At 36.4% G+C, this 20,129-nt stretch carries 22 protein-coding genes; 9 read left to right on the forward strand and 13 right to left on the reverse strand.

Features of this window, described 5'->3' with window-relative positions:
* Positions 1-98: 98 nt before the first annotated feature.
* From V4762_RS00595 to V4762_RS00610, 4 genes are read right to left on the reverse strand one after another with little or no spacing between them, the layout of a single operon-like run.
* A complete protein-coding gene (locus tag V4762_RS00595; RefSeq protein WP_347313917.1) occupies positions 99-716 on the reverse strand; it encodes a D-sedoheptulose-7-phosphate isomerase in 618 nt (205 codons plus the stop codon).
* Positions 691-3,075, reverse strand: coding sequence for a glycosyltransferase family 4 protein (locus tag V4762_RS00600; RefSeq protein ID WP_347313822.1), 2,385 nt, complete (start codon positions 3,073-3,075; stop codon positions 691-693). Before V4762_RS00600 ends, V4762_RS00595 begins: the two co-directional genes overlap by 26 nt.
* 1 nt (position 3,076) lies before the next feature.
* Entirely contained in the window at positions 3,077-3,352 is a 276-nt protein-coding gene (locus tag V4762_RS00605) for a CC/Se motif family (seleno)protein (protein WP_347313823.1), read from the reverse strand.
* Positions 3,345-3,482, reverse strand: a complete 138-nt coding sequence (locus V4762_RS00610) for a hypothetical protein (protein ID WP_347313824.1) — start codon at positions 3,480-3,482, stop codon at positions 3,345-3,347. Before V4762_RS00610 ends, V4762_RS00605 begins: the two co-directional genes overlap by 8 nt.
* A gap of 295 nt (positions 3,483-3,777) precedes the next feature.
* Between V4762_RS00610 and V4762_RS00615 the strand changes: the two genes are divergently transcribed.
* Both V4762_RS00615 and V4762_RS00620 read left to right on the forward strand, forming a co-directional pair.
* Positions 3,778-4,647: a tetratricopeptide repeat protein gene (locus V4762_RS00615; RefSeq protein WP_347313825.1), complete on the forward strand. Its 870-nt coding sequence runs from the start codon at positions 3,778-3,780 to the stop codon at positions 4,645-4,647.
* 136 nt (positions 4,648-4,783) lie between these two features.
* Positions 4,784-5,461 (forward strand): DUF4405 domain-containing protein, encoded by a 678-nt coding sequence (locus V4762_RS00620; RefSeq protein WP_347313826.1) that lies wholly within the window; start codon positions 4,784-4,786, stop codon positions 5,459-5,461.
* 160 nt (positions 5,462-5,621) lie between these two features.
* On the opposite strand, the gene V4762_RS00625 is transcribed toward V4762_RS00620, so the two are convergent.
* A complete protein-coding gene (locus tag V4762_RS00625; RefSeq protein WP_347313827.1) occupies positions 5,622-7,016 on the reverse strand; it encodes a Na+/H+ antiporter NhaC family protein in 1,395 nt (464 codons plus the stop codon).
* Here V4762_RS00625 and bioA point away from each other — a divergent pair.
* The 3 genes from bioA to V4762_RS00640 are packed head-to-tail and all read left to right on the forward strand — an operon-like array spanning position 7,008 to position 9,527.
* Positions 7,008-8,330, forward strand: coding sequence for an adenosylmethionine--8-amino-7-oxononanoate transaminase (gene bioA / locus V4762_RS00630; protein WP_347313828.1), 1,323 nt, complete (start codon positions 7,008-7,010; stop codon positions 8,328-8,330). The two genes, V4762_RS00625 and bioA, sit on opposite strands and share 9 nt — an antisense overlap.
* Positions 8,327-8,893, forward strand: coding sequence for a dethiobiotin synthase (gene bioD / locus V4762_RS00635; protein ID WP_347313829.1), 567 nt, complete (start codon positions 8,327-8,329; stop codon positions 8,891-8,893). The genes bioA and bioD overlap by 4 nt, the downstream gene beginning before the upstream one ends.
* A 13-nt stretch (positions 8,894-8,906) precedes the next feature.
* Positions 8,907-9,527 (forward strand): pyridoxamine 5'-phosphate oxidase family protein, encoded by a 621-nt coding sequence (locus V4762_RS00640; RefSeq protein WP_347313830.1) that lies wholly within the window; start codon positions 8,907-8,909, stop codon positions 9,525-9,527.
* On the opposite strand, the gene V4762_RS00645 is transcribed toward V4762_RS00640, so the two are convergent.
* The 8 genes from V4762_RS00645 to V4762_RS00680 form a co-directional block, all read right to left on the reverse strand.
* The gene (locus tag V4762_RS00645) at positions 9,518-10,279 is read right to left on the reverse strand and encodes a methyltransferase domain-containing protein (RefSeq protein WP_347313831.1); all 762 of its coding nucleotides are present in this window, start codon (positions 10,277-10,279) and stop codon (positions 9,518-9,520) included. The genes V4762_RS00640 and V4762_RS00645 overlap by 10 nt on opposite strands.
* Positions 10,258-10,863 carry a hypothetical protein gene (locus tag V4762_RS00650; protein WP_347313832.1) on the reverse strand — a complete coding sequence of 202 codons (606 nt, stop codon included), beginning with the start codon at positions 10,861-10,863 and terminating at the stop codon, positions 10,258-10,260. The genes V4762_RS00645 and V4762_RS00650 overlap by 22 nt, the downstream gene beginning before the upstream one ends.
* Positions 10,860-12,011, reverse strand: a complete 1,152-nt coding sequence (locus V4762_RS00655) for an aminotransferase class I/II-fold pyridoxal phosphate-dependent enzyme (RefSeq protein ID WP_347313833.1) — start codon at positions 12,009-12,011, stop codon at positions 10,860-10,862. The genes V4762_RS00650 and V4762_RS00655 overlap by 4 nt, the downstream gene beginning before the upstream one ends.
* 6 nt (positions 12,012-12,017) lie before the next feature.
* The gene (gene ndk, locus V4762_RS00660) at positions 12,018-12,476 is read right to left on the reverse strand and encodes a nucleoside-diphosphate kinase (protein WP_347313834.1); all 459 of its coding nucleotides are present in this window, start codon (positions 12,474-12,476) and stop codon (positions 12,018-12,020) included.
* Between the two features lie 96 nt (positions 12,477-12,572).
* Positions 12,573-13,472 (reverse strand): ParB/RepB/Spo0J family partition protein, encoded by a 900-nt coding sequence (locus tag V4762_RS00665; RefSeq protein ID WP_347313835.1) that lies wholly within the window; start codon positions 13,470-13,472, stop codon positions 12,573-12,575.
* On the reverse strand, positions 13,465-14,217 hold the full coding sequence (locus V4762_RS00670) for a ParA family protein (RefSeq protein ID WP_347313836.1): 753 nt from the start codon (positions 14,215-14,217) through the stop codon (positions 13,465-13,467). Before V4762_RS00670 ends, V4762_RS00665 begins: the two co-directional genes overlap by 8 nt.
* On the reverse strand, positions 14,214-15,164 hold the full coding sequence (locus tag V4762_RS00675) for an NGG1p interacting factor NIF3 (RefSeq protein WP_347313837.1): 951 nt from the start codon (positions 15,162-15,164) through the stop codon (positions 14,214-14,216). Before V4762_RS00675 ends, V4762_RS00670 begins: the two co-directional genes overlap by 4 nt.
* A 57-nt stretch (positions 15,165-15,221) precedes the next feature.
* On the reverse strand, positions 15,222-16,046 hold the full coding sequence (locus V4762_RS00680; RefSeq protein ID WP_347313838.1) for a universal stress protein: 825 nt from the start codon (positions 16,044-16,046) through the stop codon (positions 15,222-15,224).
* Positions 16,047-16,267: 221 nt separating this feature from the next.
* On the opposite strand from V4762_RS00680, the gene trpE reads away from it, so the two are divergent.
* Genes trpE through V4762_RS00700 form a run of 4 tightly spaced genes read left to right on the forward strand, consistent with a single transcriptional unit; the run spans position 16,268 to position 20,128 of the window.
* On the forward strand, positions 16,268-17,713 hold the full coding sequence (trpE, locus tag V4762_RS00685) for an anthranilate synthase component I (RefSeq protein WP_347313839.1): 1,446 nt from the start codon (positions 16,268-16,270) through the stop codon (positions 17,711-17,713).
* Positions 17,710-18,300 (forward strand): anthranilate synthase component II, encoded by a 591-nt coding sequence (locus V4762_RS00690; RefSeq protein ID WP_347313840.1) that lies wholly within the window; start codon positions 17,710-17,712, stop codon positions 18,298-18,300. The genes trpE and V4762_RS00690 overlap by 4 nt, the downstream gene beginning before the upstream one ends.
* Before the next feature lie 17 nt (positions 18,301-18,317).
* Entirely contained in the window at positions 18,318-19,349 is a 1,032-nt protein-coding gene (gene trpD / locus V4762_RS00695) for an anthranilate phosphoribosyltransferase (protein ID WP_347313841.1), read from the forward strand.
* The gene (locus V4762_RS00700; RefSeq protein ID WP_347313842.1) at positions 19,346-20,128 is read left to right on the forward strand and encodes an indole-3-glycerol phosphate synthase TrpC; all 783 of its coding nucleotides are present in this window, start codon (positions 19,346-19,348) and stop codon (positions 20,126-20,128) included. Before trpD ends, V4762_RS00700 begins: the two co-directional genes overlap by 4 nt.
* Position 20,129 lies beyond the last annotated feature (1 nt).

Genomic DNA, 20,129 nt, shown 5'->3' on the forward strand with positions numbered 1-20,129 from the left:
AATCTTTAAAAATTTTTCATTTGGAAGAGGTTGTATATTTTAGTTTAAATACCTAAGAAGTAAGAGATAGAACCCATGCTGGACTGTAACAATATATCTCAAATGGATTTTGATACAAGGTTCTGTTCAACAATATCGCAGATAATATGAGCAATCATAATATGAGACTCCTGTATTCTGGGAACCAATCTTGAAGGTACGCTTATGCATATATCAGAGAGCTTCTCCATCTCGCTACCAGTCATGCCAGTGAGAGAAATGGTGCTAATATGGCTAAGCTGGGCAATCCTGAGGGCCTTTATCAAATTCTTTGAATTGCCGCTTGTAGAAATGGCAAGAAAGACATCGCCCGCTTCGCCAAGAGCCTCTATTTGTCTTGCAAATACGCTTTCGTAACCAAAATCATTTGCAATTGCAGTGATAATCGATGTATCAGTAGTGAGCGCTATAGCGCTTAGGGCTCTCCTATCCATCAAAAACCTGCCCACAAACTCAGCAGCAATATGTTGGGAGTCGGCTGCAGATCCGCCATTGCCCGCAATCAAAAGCTTTTTGCCAGATCTAAGGGCAGCAGATATAACCTTGCAAGACATTACAACCATTTCTAAAAATTTTTCATCGTTTAGAAGCTTATTTTTTAATTCTATCGATTCTGAGATAGAACTCTTGATTGTCTCTCTTGAGATCACCTTATTTTTCCCTTTCAAAAAGGTCATACAGGGCACTAGAGAAGTTTTCAACAGAGTACTTCTCTTTGACAGAAAGTCTTGCTCTCTTGCCAAGCTCCTGGGCGAATTGCCTATCCGATGCTAATTTCAGCATCGACTTGTAAAGATCTTCTTCGTCAGGGAGCGCCCACTCCCAGTCAGGATTGTATCCTGAATTATTTTCGCCTATCCTTTCAAACTTGTAATCCAATAGTATTGAATTATCTTTGTTCATAAATTCAAGATTTCCACCATAACCTGTAGCTATTACAGGCTTTCCAAGCCACATAGCCTCTATCAAAGGAAGCGCCATACCTTCACAACTGTGAGGCGAGACATAGGCATCGGCAGCATTTAGAATGGTGATATATCCGTCTCTGTTTGTGGTCTCGTCCACAAATATGACGTTGTCGGTAATATCAAGCTCTTTAATGTACTTAGCAATTTTTGCCTGATTTTCAGAATATTTTGCTGCCTGGAAGGTCTTAAAAATAAGGATAACATCGCCATATTCTTTTATAACCCTAGATAGGGCTTTTAGTAGTAAAAATGGCCTTTTTCTGTCAAAATCCCTGAAAAAGTCGAGTATAAACATAAACACAAAGGAATCATAAAAACCAAAGGTTGCGCGAAGATTTTTCCTGTGCTGCAATATCCTCCAATCGTGACTAAAGGGATATGGAAATTTATAAACCTTTTTCCCTCCAGCTTTTATCAGGGCGCTTTTAGAAAAGTCAGAATAGCACATAACCTCATCTACACAAGCAAACGCCTCGGGATCATCAAAATACCTATCAAATTCCCAATTCCAAATTGCAGATGTTTTGCCCTTGAAAACGTTGTTGGATATGTCTTTCAAATAAACCAGATCCTGTGAGTTTATAAAAAAAATTGTATTGTTAAAGGATAGATTGCTAACGTTAAAACATGCGATATTTTTAATTTCTTCAGGAGAAACGCTTACGTTTGACGCAACAGGCAGGAAGAATAAAGAGCAGGGAACGCCAAGGGAAGAGGATTTTCTAAAAAAAGATCTTGCTTGCACTCCCAAACCAATTTTTGATTCAAAAAATCCAACAATATTTATTCCGAAGGGGTTGCGCTCAATACGAGAGGTATTAGTGAGATTGTAGCTAACCTTTAAGATGTCTTTCAAAATCGAAGTGTCTATTACGCCAGATCCGGAAAAAATAATGCTCAGATCTCTTCTTGATTCAATTACACAGCGGGCAAATCGACTTACTGAACTGTATTTTGGATGCAAAAAAGATAGTATTGCCCTTACGTTTTCACTATCTGGCAGATAGGGGTTCCTAAATCTTTTAAATATTTCTTCAGAATACTCTTTTCTAACCTCAAGGGGCACCATTATCTGTGTAAGAGGAAGGTGTTCAAAATAATAAAGCATTTCCCCAAATTTTCTTTTATTGGAGAAAAAGTCTTTGTTATAGTATTCGCCTACCAATTTAACATAAGATTTATTTATCGAACCAAAAAAGCTTACATGGTCAAATAAAAATAGGTCATCAAGGTAAAAACCACTAAACTCAAAGAGCGAAACTTTCTTAGACAAGTTATTCCTAATTACAAAATAATTAGAATCTTTAAAAACAATGTCGTCTTTCTTGAGGTTATAAAAGGTTAGAGTATATTGCAAATCGTCTAACTCAAGAGACTTTAATTTAGAGATTTCGTTTTTATGAAGATAGTCAATTGTAGATTCAGTGTTTTTTATAGCAAATATTGATTTCTTAAAATGCACTACATCATAATCATCTAAAAGTTCAAATATGCCGCCTATCTCAGATAAACAAAATATATTTGCTGATAAGTATAGGCTCGATTTAAAACCCATATGGGCAAAATATTCAAAAACATAGGGCAGAGTCCAGCTTTTGGCATCTTCCTTGCTCGAAGTCCACAACACCTTGTGCATATCCCTACATGAAATTTCTGACAAGAGCTCACATAAAAAGAAAAACTTTACTCCTTTTGCAACGAGCTCATTAAAAAGCCTATATTCTCTGATATCCTTTAAAAGATCTACAACAACTATTACAAAATCAATATCTGGATTGTTTTTCAAAAAACTATCCCTTAAGTTCAGAGCATAATGAATCTCATCTTTATTAGCTAAAGTAAATGAAACATTAGTGTGTTGGACCGGTATCTTCGGAAAGTAATCAAAATTTATTTTTACTGCCCTCAGGCCCTTCCATGCATCTTTTGCTTCGAAAATTTCATATTTTATTTTTGATATGCCCTTTTGCAAGGAAGCCGCGAAGCCCCTCTCCTGGTATGTCTTTAGAGATTTTCTAAATGACATATATTTTGATAAAGAAGTTTTTAAAAATATATCTTTAAGCATATCAAAATACCACTACGAGCTCTTTAAAGAACAGAAACTTCTTCAAAGCGATTCGAAGATTACTTTTAAGATTTAATTCTCTTGGAATATAAATTTCGATTCCCTCCTGTTCAAAAACTTTATATGACGTATCTTCCATAGGTTCTCCCGCTCGAACTGAGGGGGGCAGCGGAAGTCTGCTTCAGGAAAAACACGATGACGCATTTAAGAAATAAATCTTCGAACCCTTTGCCTGTATGTATTCTTTAGCCTCTTTATCAAACTCAATTTTAGGCATTTTTACCTCCATCTAAAGCATATATATAAATATATTCCTTGCCATAAGAGCTCGACTTTGCATCAATAATTAGATCTTTGTCATAGGAAAAATTATCTGGTACATACAAAACTACATCGTCAAACTGCATGTAAAAGTGTTTATCAAAATCTCTTTTTGGCCTTCCCCATCTAACTGATGGAATTCCAGAACCAGTTCCTCAAGTGCTGCACAACAAATCCCTTGATGGCAAGATATAAATCTCGCCTCCATTAGTTTCAGCTAGTTTAATTGCCCTTTTAGTTAAAGATATCACTATATATATTAAAACACATTAACACATAACAGTGAAGATCGGAAATTGGTAGCAAAAAAACAATTCCTACACAAATTTAAAAAAATAAGCTACTATTTATATTGGTAAATAAAAAATTTATGGAGGAATTATGTCTTTAGTAGATTACAAAGAAAGGCTTCAAAATGCTGTTGAGCTTGTGAACAAGAACGAGCTGGACGAAGCAAGGGAAATACTGCAAGAATTAGTTGAAAAGCTTCATGACAGTCAGTCAAACGAAGAAGTAGATATTCTTGCAACCACACTGGACATAAGGAGCCTCATAAGAGCTTCCGGTAAAGATTTTGAGGGCTCAATGAAGGACCTTGACGAATCAATTTCTCTTAGGAAGAAGTTGTTGGATGCAAATTTCGGCAATAACCAGGAAGATATTGCAAGGCTCCTGACTCACAAGGGGATAAATTTAGGACAGATGGGAAAACTTGATGAGGCTCTCTCTCAGATCAAAGAGGCAGTAGACTTATACGATGAGAGCTACAAAAATGGCTCTCTTTCTAACCCTGGTCTCTACACTCACGCGCTAAATCAGCTGGCAATTACACAAAAAAATATGAACAATTTTGATCAATCCTTTGAAACCTTCAATAAGGCCATAAACCTCCTTGAAAAAGAGGTAGAAACAAAGGGCTTTCTAAATCTCGACCTTGCTGTAACGTATATGAATAGAGGGATCAATAACGTAGAGGCATCTAAAACCCAGGATTCTATTGATGACTTTAGAAAGAGCATAGACATTGTAATAGATTCGTTGAAAGAGCATCCAGAGCTTGTCGGGCTTTATTCAAGATTGGTCTATTACTCAATACTCTCTATGGCAAGATCGGGCCTTATATTGCCAGATAAAATGGAGAAATTTAAAACAGAATCAGAATACGTCTTTAACACATACGGGATGACGGAAGAATCAGAGTTTTGGATGACAAAAATTAGTGAAATATTTGCACCACCACAAAGCTCCTGAGGATCAAGCTGTTAACCCTTGGTCTAAGGGTTAGTTAAGTAAAAAAAGAAGAGAAAATTTTCTCTTCTTTTTTTGTTACTTTAAGTTTATTATTAGCGTATTATACATAACCAAATTCTAAATTAGAGGTAAGAAAATGTGTGATATGTGCAGTAGAAGATCATTTATTAAAAAGCTTATTTGTAGTTTCGTCGCTTTCAAAGTGCTGTCAATTAGCTCAGAGTCATTTGCAGACTCTCTGAGCAGCGTATGGGGTCAATGCCCAAAGGGGCTTCAGTATGATCCATATCCAGGTAAGTGCTCAAGATATATAGACACGAACAACGATGGGTATTGCGACTACTCAGAGCCGCCGCCAAAAAGTACGTCAAGCTTAGAGCCATCCTCTTCGCCCAAATCGGTTGAAAGCTTTAATAATTCTCAACCAATAATTGGCGACGATATTGCAGAGGCTGCAACCAGGCAAAGAAGACGCTCAATTATTGAGAGCTATAATACAGGCACAATATCTATAATGGCTATCTTATTTTCTTTATTTGCAACGTATTTGGTAAGAGCAAAAATAATGAAAAAACAAATGCTCCTAAAGATATGTAATATTGTTTTAGTCATATCCTTTGTAGTATCTGGAATCCTTGGCATGGCGCTTTCGTGTAAATACGATGGCCTACTTGATGTATATATGCCATCATGGGTCTTGTTTCTACATGTAGAGCTTGGAATAGTCTTTTGCATAGTTGCATTCCTCCATCTTTTGCTAAATTGGAGAGCTATGTTAAATTGTTTTAAATTCAATAATAAATGCAAAAATTAGTCTTGCCCAGAACTTTTGGGGCAAGACTAATTATAATTAGGGGGGTGTACTTATTTAGTTTTTATAAACAATATATTAATTATAGACCTAATTACCATAAAATAATATTGGCTTTCCAAAAAATATAGTTATGTATATATTGATTTTGCTAATGGATAAATCAAACAAAATTATTCGACTTGTTTTCCTTTGATGGGAAAAGGCTAAAAAGAAGCGTAACTATTGGCAAAATCCATAAAAGAAGTGCAAATGGGATATAATACATTGGCTTTACCCCTAATAGGATGGCACATATCTGAGACAATAAATTCCAAGGAATGAGCCCGGGAAAAACCTCCGCGCTATCTGCAAGGACCCTTGAGAGCATTGGAAGCTGGAAAGATTTCCCCCACTCAGTTCTTAATTGCTGAGCGGCCAACATCAATGGCAGGGCCTGATTACAAAATAACATCGAAGATATTAAATTAAGTATTACCACCTTGAAAACCGACTGGGAATAACTTTTTGGATTTATTATTCTTTTTACAAAAGAGTTTAAAAGCTGGCTTCTTTGAAGCAGTGAATTAAAAGCTGAAGAAATACAGACAAGGGCGACCAAAGGAAGCATAGAAAATATCCCGTTTAGATGGTTAAATGGCCAAACATTTATACCATAAAAAACAGACTGCAATAGTTTAAGATCAAAGCTTACCTTGCTTATGAGCAGCGCAAACACAGATGCAAGGAGAAATGAGAAAAAAAGGGGCACTTTTTTCATAAAAAGGGCGACCAGGATTCCAATAGGAAGCAGTTTTATATAATTAATTTGCGACAAATAGCCGGTATTTAGATGCGTTGAATTTGCTGGTACGTTACAAAAAAGGGGCACAAATAAAGAATAAAAAATTACAATTAGTATAACTGATATTATCGCGGTAGGCAAAATTGCCCTTAAGTGAGACCTAATATCAATGCCCACACATACAGCAGTAAGTCTTAGAGCAGAAGAAAACACAGAAGTTCTGTCGCCTAACATAGCTCCAGAAACAAGAGCTCCTGCCACTATATACGAGGGATAGTGTACGCTGTTTGAAAGTGCCATTATAGGCGCTGCAAGAATGCAAAGTGCCCCAGTTATGCTGCCAATTATCATAGAAAGACAAGCTGCAAAAATAAAAGAAAATAAAGCCAAATAGCCTGGATCCAAAATAGACATAAAAATTTTGAGTATTTCGTTAAGTGTCCCAGATAAGGCAAAAGAAGGAAGCATTATGCCAACGCCTACAAGTATGCCCACAACTTCTTTTACCATAAGTATGCCCTTTATGGAGATAGAGAATAGATCTTTGAGTTCATTTTTCAAAAATAGTAGGTACATAAACAGCATAAAATAGGGCGGCAGTAGGCCTAAAAATAGGGGCAAAGAAGTTATTATACAAAAGCCTAAGCTAAATAGGATAATTATAACTAAGCCCAGCAAGATCGATTCTGATTTATAATTGTTAAATGTCTTAAACATAGAAATATTATAAATCAATGTAGTGTTAATATTTAGGGAGGTAAAACTTTGATACAAATTTGGCATCCTTGCACACAAATGAAGGACCACGAAAAATATCCATTAATAAAGATAAAAAACGCAAAAGGGGTTTATTTGTATGACTTTGAGGGAAACTCTTACATAGACGGCATATCTTCTTGGTGGGTCAATCTCTTTGGACACTCAAACGAAAGATTGAACAGGGCCATTGCTGAACAATTGAACTCGATGGAGCAGATTATATTTGCAGGCTTTACTCACGAAAAAGCCCTTGAGCTCACAAAATTGCTCTCTGAAATAGTGCCAGACAATCTTTCAAGGGCATTTTTTGCGGAAATTGGATCTAGCGCTGTAGAAATATCCCTTAAGATGAGCTACCACTACTTTCAAAACATAGGTCAGAAAAAAAGACATAAATTCGTATCTCTAAAAAATGGTTATCACGGTGAAACCATTGGTGCGCTCTCTGTTAGCGGAGAAGATCTCTATAAAAAGGCATACAAAAAGATTATGCCAAACAATATTGTATCCCCCTCCCCGGATTGTTATAGGTGCAAATTCGGTCAATCAAGAAGCTCTTGCAATGCAGAGTGTTTCACAGACATAGAAAAGATTTTGACCTCAAACTACGAAAAGATATGCGCTGTAATAGTTGAGCCTCTAGTACAATTTGCCGGAGGATTCAAAATATATCCGCCAAAATATTTAGTTAAGTTAAGAGAGCTCACTTCAAAGCTTGGAATCCATTTAATCTTGGACGAAATTGCTACTGGCTTTGGCAGAACAGGAAAGATGTTTGCCTGTGAATGGGCAAAGATAAAGCCTGATTTTATGTGTTTGTCCAAGGGGATTACAAGTGGCTATCTTCCTCTCTCAGTAGTTCTCACTACTGATGGCATATATAGTGCATTTTATGACGACTATACAACGCTGAAAGCTTTTTTACACAGTCACAGCTACAATGGCAACGCCCTATCCTCGGCTGCTGCCGTAGAAACGTTGAAGATATTTAAAGAGGGGGACATTTTAGAAAAAAACAAAAAAAAGTACACGTATATGAGAGGGCTCATAGAAGATAGGTTCTCTGAGTCACATTATGTAGGAGAAATAAGACATATTGGCTTTATAAGCGTAGTAGAGCTTGTGGAAAACAAAAAAACAAAGAGGCCTTTCGACTGGAAAAAGAGAGTAGGATTCAACATATATAGAGAGGGGCTTAAAAGAGGGGCTCTACTCAGAAATTTAGGGGATATAATATACTTTCTGCCACCCTACATAATAGAACCTCATCAAATTGAGGACTTGGTTAACGCAGCACATCAATCATATCTGGAGGTCTTAAAGAGATGATCTTCTTTATAACCGCTACAGACACCGGGGTCGGAAAAACTTATTTTTCCTATCTATTGGCAAAAAAGTTCTCTAAGGAGGGGAAAAAGACAAAATACATTAAGGTGGTCCAAACTGGCTATCCCGAAGATGACGATAGCTCATTTGTTGCAAAATCAAAGGTTGAGACAAAAACTCTATATTTCGGCAAAGAGCCTCTGGCACCATACTTTATTTTTGAAAATTTTCCCATAGACGAGGCAATAAATAAAATTAAAAGCGAGGAGGTAGACTTCACTGTTGTAGAGGGCTCAGGCGGCTTATTAGTTCCATTGGATAAAAAAAACTTTATGGTCGATATTCCAAAACGAATGAAATTAAAAACTATAATAGTTGTGCCAAACAAACTTGGGTGCATAAATCAAACGCTTTTAAATTTGTATTACTGTGAAAAAGAAGACATAGATTTGTATGGCTTTGCGCTAAACGACTTCTTTTTAGAGAGGTATGATAATTTCAATGCCCTACAAAGTCTTACTGGTAAAATAAGATACAGATTTAAAAATGTGATAAATACAACATAAAGAGGAGGTAGATATGAGAAGAAAGGAATTTGAAATTTCTGAGATTAAAGAAATACAAGAAATATTAGATATGTGTGAATATGGAGTCCTATCTTTGGTTGACTTGAGCAATAAGCCATACTCAGTACCAATAAGCTTTTTTTACTACGACAACAACGTGTATTTTCACAGCGCAAAAAATGGAAAAAAAGTCGACATAATAAGAGAAAATCCTATAGCCTGTTTTGTCGCAGTTAAGCCCTATTCTTTTTTGCCCTCTTATTTTAAAAATGAAAAGATCGCATGTTTTGCAGGACAAGCTTATGCCTCAGTTTATTTTGAAGGTAAAATAACCGAAATAAAAGACAATACTAAAAAGTGTGAATACTTAAATATCTTGATGAAAAAATATCAGCCAGAAGGCGGATACGATCCTATAGAATTCGAAGATGTCAACTATACAAAGTCGGTAGAAAATATCATATTATTTCAATTAAAAACTTCTTACATCAGCGCAAAGTTTAAATTTGATCAGCACAGAAGCAAAGATAATAACCTAGACCTAATCTCAAAACTAAAAGGGAGGGGTACAACTGCCGACTTAGAAACCGCTAAAATGATAGAGAAATTCTCTATCAACAATAATCACTTATAGAATCCTACAACAAGGTAGCTATAGGTTGCATATATTTTTTCTCTGTCTTTAAAGTTTTTTTCGTAAAATTCACAAAACTTTTTAAAGTCCTCTTTAGAGCAGATCCCATTAAAACTTGTGAATCTGGCACCAGAAGCCTTGTGAAACTTTAAAAACTCAATTACACTTTGAAAATATACTTTCTTGGTACAAACGTACTTGTAATTTAAATTTAAATCTTTAAAAATATTCATATAAAAGCTTTCATCTTTAAGATTTAAGGCAGATCCAAATCCAGAAAAGATATTTGAAAGTTTTAATTCTTTAAAAGTAGGTTCAATAAAAACGCTGAAATGTATCTGTCCATTTTCTTTTAACAGCGAAATAAAATTTCTCAATGTCTTTTCAGGGTCAAGAAACCATTGTATACAGGAGGAAGAGAGGATTACGTCAAACCTTCTTTCCAAAAATTCACAGCCTTCTGCATCAGAAATCATAAAGTTGTAGCCTTTTTGATCTTTTAGCTTCTCTTTGAGCCCCTTTATCATATTTTCTGAGATATCAAGACAGGTATAATCTTTAAATTTGATATTTACAGACTGAGTCAAGTAGCCCGAGCCTGAGCCAATCTCTAAAACACTTTCAAACTCTCCCGAAAGATTAGACGAAATTATTTGCGCCATCTCTTGTTGAATGGGGGTAAACTCTTCATAAAATGTGGCCCTATCAAATGAATTTTTGACAAAATTTTTTATAGAGTGCGCTTTTTGCAATTATGTTCTCCAAAAACAATCTTTTTTAAAACAGGCTCTTCTACATAGTGGTTTGAATCTATCATCAACAAATCTCCAAAAACTTTGTTATGTACATCTAAAAAGGCATTAAATGGCAAAATGCTATCGTTTACTGGAGCTATAATCAATATATTTTTTTTATGATAAAGTTCATCAAAATTATTTTTTTCTTTAAGAAATAGCAAACCGTTTTGCAAAGTCTTGCTTATCCGTGTCTCTATATTCTTTCTTAGCCCTATCTTTGACCAAAAGTCGATTACACACTTATCTTTATTCTTCTTGAAAGCCAAGCTCATAAGGTCTACGATCCTTTTGTCCACATAATCGGTAAAATTTAAAAATGGAGCAATAAGAATTATTTTTTTCGCATTTAGTTTGTCAATATTTCTTATAATTAAACTTGCGCCGAGCGACCACCCTACCAGCAGATCCTCTTCCTGTCTTATCTCATCCAGATACCCTTCTAAAAAACCTTCATGTTGAAAAGGAACAATGTATTTACATTTTTCAGATATTTCAGGATAGGCTTCCCTAAAGCCGCTCCAGCCCGACAAAAATATCAAATTTTGCCCGCCAATGACAAAAATGATTGTTTTATAAATTCTAACTCATCCGCATTTAGATCAGATCTTAGAGAAATTCTAAGCCTTGCAGAATTCTTTGGGACGGTGGGTTCTCTTATAGCGGCCACAAATATACCCATATTAGAAAGAAGGTCTTGAGCTATCAAAGTTCTTTTACTACCACCCAAAACAATGGGAATTATCTGAGAAGAGGAGTTTAGGGTATCAAATCCCAATGATTTCAGATATTCTCTTATTTCACCTGAGAACTGCAGAAGAGATAAACCGCAAGATGGATTTTCTCTTACAAACCTCACAGCTGCAAGGTTGGCAGCCAAAACGGAAGGAGGCAGCGCCGTTGTAAAGATTAAAGGTCTTGCGAAATTAACAAGGCTATCTATTAATATTCTGTCTCCTGACAGATAGCCCCCTAAGCTTCCTAAGGCCTTTGAAAAGGTTCCTACGCTAAGATGAATGTCCTTATTAACCGAGAGCTCATACGATAATCCCCTACCTTTACCGAATATTCCTGTAGCATGAGCTTCGTCAAGAATCAAAAAGGCATCGTATTGTTTCGAAATCTTAACCAGGCTAACCAGGTCACTTGAGTCTCCATCCATGCTGAAGATGCTCTCTGTAACTATTATCTTCGACTCACCAGAATTCTTTAACAACCTTTCAAGATGATCCAGGTCATTGTGCTGGAACCTATTGAGCCTTGATCCTGCAAGAATAGCGCCGTCTATCAAGCTCGCATGACATAACCTGTCCATAAAGATGTCACACTTTTTTGCAATTGACAAAGCAGCAAGATTTGCACAGTAGCCGCTATTTAGAACCAAAGATGCACAGACCCCCTTGAAGTCTGAAAGCTCTCTTTCAAGCTCATCATATATGGAATTGTTGCCAGTAACGAGTCTAGAGGAGGAGGCACCAGTACCGAATTTATTTATTGCATCAATAGCCATAATTTTTATTTTTTCGTTACAAGATAGGCCAAGATAGTTGTTAGATGCAAGGTTTAATATTTTTTTGCCATTTATATCTATATATTTTTCAGAACCATTAGAAAGAGATTTTATAGATCTGAACTCAAACTCGGACTTAAGGTCTGCGAGTTTAAGTTCAAGATCGTCTATAAATTTCATCGTTTTTTATTCTAAATTTTCATATATATCTCTATCAACAACCCTCTCATAATCTAATACTTCATGATCTTCAAAAAATATCTTGATTTCTCTTTCGGCAGAATAAACTGAATCAGACCCGTGTATAACATTTCTGCCCAAGTCCATTGCAAAGTCGCCTCTAATAGTTCCAGGAGCTGCGTCGCGAGGGTTTGTGGTGCCCATCATAGTTCTAACCACAGTAACTGCATCTTTGCCTTCTAGAACTATGGCCACTATTGGAGATGATGTGATAAAAGAAACAAGGCCATCAAAAAAAGGCTTTTTCTTGTGCTCTGCATAGTGATCCATTGCCTTTTCTTTAGGTAGCTGCATAAGCTTCAAAGCAACTATTTTTAAACCCTTGTCCTCGAATCTTGCAAGAATTTTGCTTGTTAGCTGCCTCTTAACAGCATCAGGTTTAATCAATACCAAAGTTTTTTCCAAATTTTTTCCTCCTTATATAATGCAGCAGCAACGCTTAAGTAGCCACTGTTTTTAAATGCTTAGAATTAATTGTGTTGAAACATTTAAATTTAATATTTACTCCTCGAGCCCATAAATACTAAAAATTTTTTCGACAAGATTGTTGAGCTCTTCTTTCGAGTAAAACTCGATGACAAAACGTCCAACATTACCGGAGAACGATATATGAACTGGAGTTTTAAGTTTCTTGGAGATTTCAATCTCAGCAAACCTAAGCTCTTCATCTTGTGTCACCTCTTTTTCGCTTTTTAAAGATCGATTGTTGCCCTTTATTTTTTTAGTCGAACTATCAATGCTATTGTTGTTTGGAAAAATTTTTAATTTCAGTTCCTCTGCATCCTTTACAGATATGCCCTCGTCAACTATCTTTTTTGCGAACAATAGTATTTGATCAATGTTTTTCAAAGACAGGAGAACCCTTCCATGTGCAGGGCTTATATCGTTGTTTTCGATGTGTTTGATTACCTCATCTGGGAGTTGGAGCAGTCTTATGGTATTCGTAACATACGATCTAGATTTGCCAACTGAATTTGATATGTCTTCATGCGTCATTGCAAACTTGTCCTGGAGTTCCAGGTATGCCCTTGCCTCATCAATTGCAGAAAGGTTTTCCCTTTGTAAGTTTTCAACAAGGGCAAGTATTGCCATCTGATCATCTGCTATATCCTTGACAACAGCTGGTATTTCTACAATCCCTATCATTTCACATGCTCTAATTCTTCTTTCTCCTGAGACCAACTCATAAAATTGGCCCTTTTCTCTAACCACTATAGGCTGAAGAACCCCGTGTGCCTTTATGGACTCCGAGAGCCTTGCAATGCTCTCAGTATCAAAAAATTTCCTTGGCTGATAAGGGTTTGGCACTATCTTCGACAGTGGAATAATCCTTAACGTATGTTCAGACTTATCATCCCCCAAAAGCGCATCAAGTCCTCTGCCCATTCCTCTTTTAGCCATTGCCTTCTATCTCCTGTAAGAGTTCTCTAAAAGCGTTACTAACTACAGACCTTGGATCAAAGATTATTATTGGTTTTCCGTAACTTTGCGACTCTACCACCCTAATGCTCCTTGGAATCAATGTATTAAAAACTTTATCATTAAAGTGTGATCTCAGGTCGCTTAATACCTCGTTAGAAACGACCAGTCTTTGCATAAACATGTTAACAAGAATGCCCAATAGGTTAAGCTCTGGGTTAAGTCTAGATCTGACTTTTTCATAGGTATTAACTATCATGCTAAGCCCTTCCAGTGCATAAAACTCAGCTTGCATTGTAACGATCAAATCCTTTGCAGCACTAAGCCCATTAAGGGTCAATATACCCAATGATGGCGGAGTATCGATGATTATTACGTCAAAGTCGCGATAATTATCTAACTTTTTCTTCAATTTTATATTTCTATCTGAATCTTCGACGAGCTCCACTTCTGCGCCAGATAGATTTGGATGTGAACAAATTATTTTAAGATTGTCAATGCCAGTGTCAACTGGTTCAACAAAATCTTCTGATACCAAAAGATCGTATGATGAGGAGTCTAATTTTCTTTTGTTGATTCCTAAACCAGTAGTAGCATTGCCCTGAGGATCTAAATCTATAATAAGAGTCTTATTGTTTATCTCTGCATAAGAGGCTGCCAAATTAACTGCGCATGTAGTTTTGCCTACACCGCCCTTCTGATTTGAAAAAACTATAGTTCTTTTCAACGCCTTACTCTGAAGAGTCCCGATGTTGGAATTATATTAACGCCATTTTTTTCAATCTCATCAAGTATAAAGTTCATTCCAACCGAGTCTGATGGCATATGACCAGCTATAACAACGTTTATTCCAAACTTCTTAGCTTCCTGTAGGTGATCTTCTTTCATATGCATGCCTACTATAGTTCCAATGCCAGCAATAGAAAGCTTTTCGTAAGCATCTTTGCTCCCTGACGTTCCGCCAGTCATGTCTACCCAAATTTTTCCACAACGACTTTTTTCTGCTCCATTTACAATTTTTGGTCCAAAATTATGCGCTTGCGCATCTTTGTACTCAGGAATTTCAAGTAGGATATCTACAACTTCGCCTACCGTTTCAGGTTTCTTTTCTAAAAAGAGATCTGTCAAGAATTTTGTAACAATGTTGTCAGCCGGAGTGTGAATATTCATAAATGCGAACCCTAAAAGTTTAGCAGCATCTACTGCCCTATTGTGATTAGCAGGGTGAACAGAGCGAGAAACCTCTGATATCCTCGATCCCATAAGATTTTCAGCTACATTTATAGGTATCCCCTGCGAAAAAAGTATATCCTCTTGTAAGTGCATTACCCCCTCCAATCCCGGAAGAGATTTCCCTTCAGGATGGTGGGCAAATATAAGGTCTATTCTTTCGCCCTTTTCTACCAGTCTATCAGCAAGAATGATTTCTGGTACCTCCATATCAATGCCTACAAAAATCCCTTTTACTATCTGATCTTCTTTTCCACAAAGTATTCGACTATCAGAGTATGGGTTTTCCAACAACTCCTTATCAAACCTGGCTTTTTTCTTTTCACTTAACTCTTCATAATTTTTCTTAACCCTTTCAAGGTGTCTGAAGACCTCTTCCTTTCCTCGCGGATCGGCTTCAATTCCCATATTAATGGCTAACTTATAGACCTCACTCAGTTTCATAATTAACCTCCAAAATGTTTCTCAAGAAACATTTTTATGATAAAACAAAAAAAGATATTAATCAAACAATATAGGGATCCTTGTGTGTAGCAAAAGGTATTCTGCTACACTGCCAAGCAAGAGCCCTTCAAGATATCCCTTTCCCCTTGTGCTCATAACTAGCATAGATACGTTTTCCTTTATAGCAGTAAATTCAATTTGTTTGGCAGGATTGCCTTCTAATACCAAATACCTTGCATTTGCGTTAACCTTTGTAAGACCTAAGGTAAGCTGCTCAATAGCTTCATTTACGATCGATGCTTCTTTTATCATAAGATTTGCATCAGTGGGCTTCAAAACGTGGAGCAAAATAATTTCTCTTATAATTGTAGAGAAGTCTTTTAAAAATTCAAAAGCTCTCATTGAACTTTTAGAAAAATCTGTTGGAAATAATACCTTGTTAAATCTATTTTTAGAAGTCAGAAAGCCACTTTCGGTTTCCTGAAACCTTTCCACATAGACAGGCCTCTTTAATGTCCTAATAATATTAAACAAATTGCTGCCAACAAATATATCCTTAAAAAATCCCTCTCCGTGTTCTGACGCAACTACCAGATTCGCATCTATCTCGTCAGAGTAAGCAGCAATTTGATCTGCGACATCTCCAATAAGGATTTTTACAAAGACCTCAATTCCTTCTGAAGTATATCTATCTAAGTAAGAATTAAAGTGATCTGATGCAATCTTCACAACTTCCTTGTTCACCTCTAAGACATCAGGGTTTATAACGTGTACAAGATAAATTTGGCGAACGCCAAATTTCTTAAAGTCGTTGACAGCATGGTAAAGCTTTGAAGATTGTTCTGAAAAATCAAGAGCTACCAATACCCTTTCAAACTTCATTTTTAACCTCCACAATCAATTATTAACCTTTATTGTAAATCATTTTAGTGAAGATTATCAAAACATAGGGCATTTAATAAAATCTTTACAGGTTAATGTCGTTAACACAAGGTCAAATTTGATTGTTGACACAATACAATTTTTTGTTATCATAAATAAAGTCGTAGGTTTTAGAGTTACTTAGAAGAGAGGTTTTTTAGTTGAGACGAGAGGAGAGTTCTATGTCAAAATTATTAGTTAGATCTTTTTCTGCAGATTCACAAACCCCTGTAAGCATATATGATAAGTTGAAAAACTTGCCATATTCTTTTTTATTGGAGAGCAAAACCTTTAATAAGCTTGCAAGGTATTCTTTTTTAGGAGCCTTTCCAAGATTCATCATATCTACAAACTCAAAAACCACTAGAATAGTTGCGGATATGGATCTTGAAAAAATAGGCATAAAAAGTATAAACACTACAAACTCGCTTATAGAAATTCTAAAAGAAATTTTTAACAAACTGCCAGCAGTTGACACGATATGCCCTTTTAGCTCAGGATTGGTGGGCTATATCGGCTATGAATGCGTAAGATTCTATGAAGAGTCTTTAAAATTTGAAAAGCCCTCTATATTTCCAGATGCAACGCTTTTTTTCCCCGGTCTTATTATTGCATTTGATCACTTTACCGATACCATATACCTTATGAGCCATTCGCTTTATCAGTCGGACGAAGAAAGAGCAGAGTTTTTCCTTAACGAGGGCGAAAAAATACTTCAATCTAGCAATATTGGCAATTCATTAAAGGGACACGAGGATTCGCTAGACCTACAAAAAGACACGAAAAAAGATGGCAATAATATTATAAAAAGTCATATAAAAAAGTCGGACTATGAGGACGGCGTAAATACTATCAAAGAATATATAAAAAATGGCGACACATTTCAAACTGTCCTCTCTCAGAGATTGTCTTCGGCTTTTCCAGGAGATCCTTTCGAATTTTATAGAGATTTAAGAAGGCTAAACCCATCGCCATATCTTTTCCACATAAAGTTAAACGATGTGGTGATCTCTGGTTCTTCACCAGAAACATTTCTCACTTTAAGAGACAATAAACTTTTTTCAAGACCTATTGCGGGAACAAGGAAGAGAGGCAAGGATCCAAGCGAAGACAAGAGACTAGCCAAAGAACTCTTGGAAGACCCAAAGGAATGCGCAGAACATGTGATGCTGGTAGACCTTGCCAGAAACGACCTTGGAAGGGTATGCGCCCCATCAACTATAAAGGTTGAAGAGTTTATGAAAGTAGAAAACTATTCACACGTAATGCACATTGTTAGCGAGGTTACAGGGCTATTAGATAAAAACATAAATCCTATAGAAGCATTTTTTGCCTCGTTTCCAGCGGGAACCGTATCGGGAGCCCCTAAAATCAGGGCAATTGAAATAATAGATTCCATAGAACCAGAGAGAAGAGGACCCTATGCTGGTGCGGTTGGATATTTTGATATAAGCGGAAATTTTGATACCTGTATAGCCATAAGAACCGCTTTCTTCAAGGATAACAAGATATATCTTCAGGCTGGTGCTGGAATAGTCGCTGACTCTGACCCGCCTACCGAATATTTTGAAACAATTCATAAGGCAAAGGCTCTTCTTTCTATTGTTAACAAGGGAGAGACGCTGTGAGAGAGAGACTTGTAATAATTGATAACTTTGATTCATTTACGTACAATCTGGTCCAAGGTTTCGCACAGATTAGAAGAACAAAAAAAGATATGATTGTATTAAGAGATGATGAGCCTTTTGAACGGATATTAGAATTCAATCCTGACAGATTGGTCATATCTCCTGGTCCAGGACATCCAAAAGATTGTAAACTATCTTCAAAAGCTTTTGAATACGCTAAAAAAAATAAAAAACCGCTTTTAGGTGTATGCCTTGGACACCAATTAATAGGATATCTCTCTGGAGCTAAAGTTATAAAAGCAAAAAATCTTATGCACGGCAAAACAAGTATGATAAATTTTATAAACGATACAATTTTTAACGGATTGAAAAACCCTTTTAAGGCGATGAGATATCATTCGCTGTGTTTAGATGAGCTGGGCTTACCAGAAGAGATTACAATATTGGCAAGGAGCACTGATGACGGCATAATTATGGCGCTTAAACATAAAGAGATGCCAATTTATGGGCTCCAATTTCACCCAGAGTCGATTATGACCCCAAGCGGTCAAAAGATACTTAAAAATTTTTTGAATTTAAATAAATAAAACTAGGAGTAAAAAAGATGAGAGGAGAGAGACAGGTGGTAAAGAGCATATTAGACAAGATTTTGAGCAGCGAGCACCTTTCGGAAGTTGAAGCAAAAGGCTTGATGGACAATATGATGGACGCAAGAGTGACGCAAAGTCAGATTGGTGCAATTCTTATAGGACTCAGGATGAAGAGGGAAACCCCGGATGAATTAACTGGCTTTGTAAAGTCAATGAGGGAGCATGTAAGGAAAATTAAAACCAGGCACCCAATTGCTGTTGATACATGCGGGACTGGCGGCGATGGACTTAAAACATTTAATATCTCTACTGCAAGCGCTTTTGTCGTTGCAGGGGCAGGAATACCAGTAGCAAAACATGGAAACAGAAGCGTATCAAGCTCATCTGGTTCGGCAGACGTCTTAGAGAAGCTCGGCTTTAACATTAATCTTAGCCCAGACGTAATAGAAGACTGCCTCAATCACATAGGAATAGCATTTTTATTCGCGCCGCTACTTCATCCATCTATGAAAAACGTAGCTCCCATGAGGAGAGAGCTTGGTATTAGAACATTTTTTAATATCTTAGGACCACTAACAAATCCAGCAGGGGTAGAAAATCAAGTCATTGGCGTTTTTGATAAATCAATAATGCCCACATTGGCTGAGGTAATAAAGAACCTCAATCCAAAACATATATATCTAGTCCACGGTGCTGGAGGGATGGATGAGCTCTCCCTTGAGGGCCCAAATTATGTAATTGAAATTAAAGGGGATAAATCAAGAGAATTCTTTATCGATCCCGAACAATATAAATTTCAAAGAGTGTCATCCTCAGAATTTGTTGTAGAGAATTCGGATGAAAGTGCGAAAAAGATAATGAAGGTTTTAAGGGGAGAGGATAGCTTTGACAAAGACATAGTAGTTTTCAATGCCGCCATGGCAATAATGGCAAGTGACTATACTTCAAATTTCGAAGAAGCACTTTCGATGGCCAAAGATTCGATAGACTCAAAATTAGCGCTCTCGAAATTCGAAACCTTGAAAAACTACACAAACACATTATGAATATCTTAGAAGAAATTTCTCAAAGAGAGATAGAAGAATTCAAACAAAGAAGAGATTTTTTCAATATGATAAAAAAATATGGGAGACCTAAACCTGTTAAGTCATTTTTTAACGCTCTCAAACCTGTAAGCATAATATGTGAATTTAAGCCAGCATCTCCTGTAAAGGGGACGTTTATAAAAAATCCTAAGCTTGAAATTAGAAAATTTATTGATATCTACGAAAAAGGCGGTTGCAAAGCGCTTTCAGTCCTTACAAATAAAAGAGATTTTAAAGGCGATCCTCTATATATTTCTTATATAAAGTCTTTTTGTGATCTACCTATTTTATACAAAAATTTTATTCTATTAGAAGAGCAGATAGACGAGGCATATTTAGTAGGAGCTGATTGCGTGCTGCTTATAGCATCTATTTTGGATCTTAAAAGGTTAAGGGCGCTGTACGAATATGCCAGCGCCCTTGGGCTTGACTCCCTGATAGAGGTTCACGATGAAGAGGAATTAAAAGATACCTTGGAGTTAGAACCAAAGATAATTGGCATTAACAATAGAAACCTAAAAACCTTTGAAGTAGATATAAACAACACTTTTAGGCTATCGAAATATATACCAAAGGGCATTAAGATAGTTTCAGAATCTGGGATAAAATCTTCAAAAGAGATTGATAGACTTTTAGAATACAACATTTCAGGGGCCCTAATAGGAGAGACGGTGGTAAAGCTGGCCCTTGAGTCACAAAGTAACAAGATTAAAGATTTTTTAATAAATAGGGACATTTAAA

This window comes from Thermodesulfobium sp. 4217-1 (genome assembly GCF_039822205.1).
Taxonomy (GTDB): Bacteria; Thermodesulfobiota; Thermodesulfobiia; order Thermodesulfobiales; family Thermodesulfobiaceae; genus Thermodesulfobium.

Coding starts and splice junctions, on each gene's coding strand:
- trpE (WP_347313839.1), top strand. CDS start 16,268: ATGTCAAAATTATTAGTTAGATCTTTTTCTGCAGATTCACAAACCCCT.
- V4762_RS00665 (WP_347313835.1), bottom strand. CDS start 13,472: ATGGCTAAAAGAGGAATGGGCAGAGGACTTGATGCGCTTTTGGGGGAT.
- V4762_RS00620 (WP_347313826.1), top strand. CDS start 4,784: ATGTGTGATATGTGCAGTAGAAGATCATTTATTAAAAAGCTTATTTGT.
- trpD (WP_347313841.1), top strand. CDS start 18,318: ATGAGAGGAGAGAGACAGGTGGTAAAGAGCATATTAGACAAGATTTTG.
- V4762_RS00610 (WP_347313824.1), bottom strand. CDS start 3,482: ATGCAGTTTGACGATGTAGTTTTGTATGTACCAGATAATTTTTCCTAT.
- V4762_RS00615 (WP_347313825.1), top strand. CDS start 3,778: ATGTCTTTAGTAGATTACAAAGAAAGGCTTCAAAATGCTGTTGAGCTT.
- V4762_RS00595 (WP_347313917.1), bottom strand. CDS start 716: ATGACCTTTTTGAAAGGGAAAAATAAGGTGATCTCAAGAGAGACAATC.
- V4762_RS00640 (WP_347313830.1), top strand. CDS start 8,907: ATGAGAAGAAAGGAATTTGAAATTTCTGAGATTAAAGAAATACAAGAA.
- V4762_RS00655 (WP_347313833.1), bottom strand. CDS start 12,011: ATGAAATTTATAGACGATCTTGAACTTAAACTCGCAGACCTTAAGTCC.
- V4762_RS00600 (WP_347313822.1), bottom strand. CDS start 3,075: ATGCTTAAAGATATATTTTTAAAAACTTCTTTATCAAAATATATGTCA.
- bioD (WP_347313829.1), top strand. CDS start 8,327: ATGATCTTCTTTATAACCGCTACAGACACCGGGGTCGGAAAAACTTAT.
- V4762_RS00680 (WP_347313838.1), bottom strand. CDS start 16,046: ATGAAGTTTGAAAGGGTATTGGTAGCTCTTGATTTTTCAGAACAATCT.
- V4762_RS00700 (WP_347313842.1), top strand. CDS start 19,346: ATGAATATCTTAGAAGAAATTTCTCAAAGAGAGATAGAAGAATTCAAA.
- V4762_RS00675 (WP_347313837.1), bottom strand. CDS start 15,164: ATGAAACTGAGTGAGGTCTATAAGTTAGCCATTAATATGGGAATTGAA.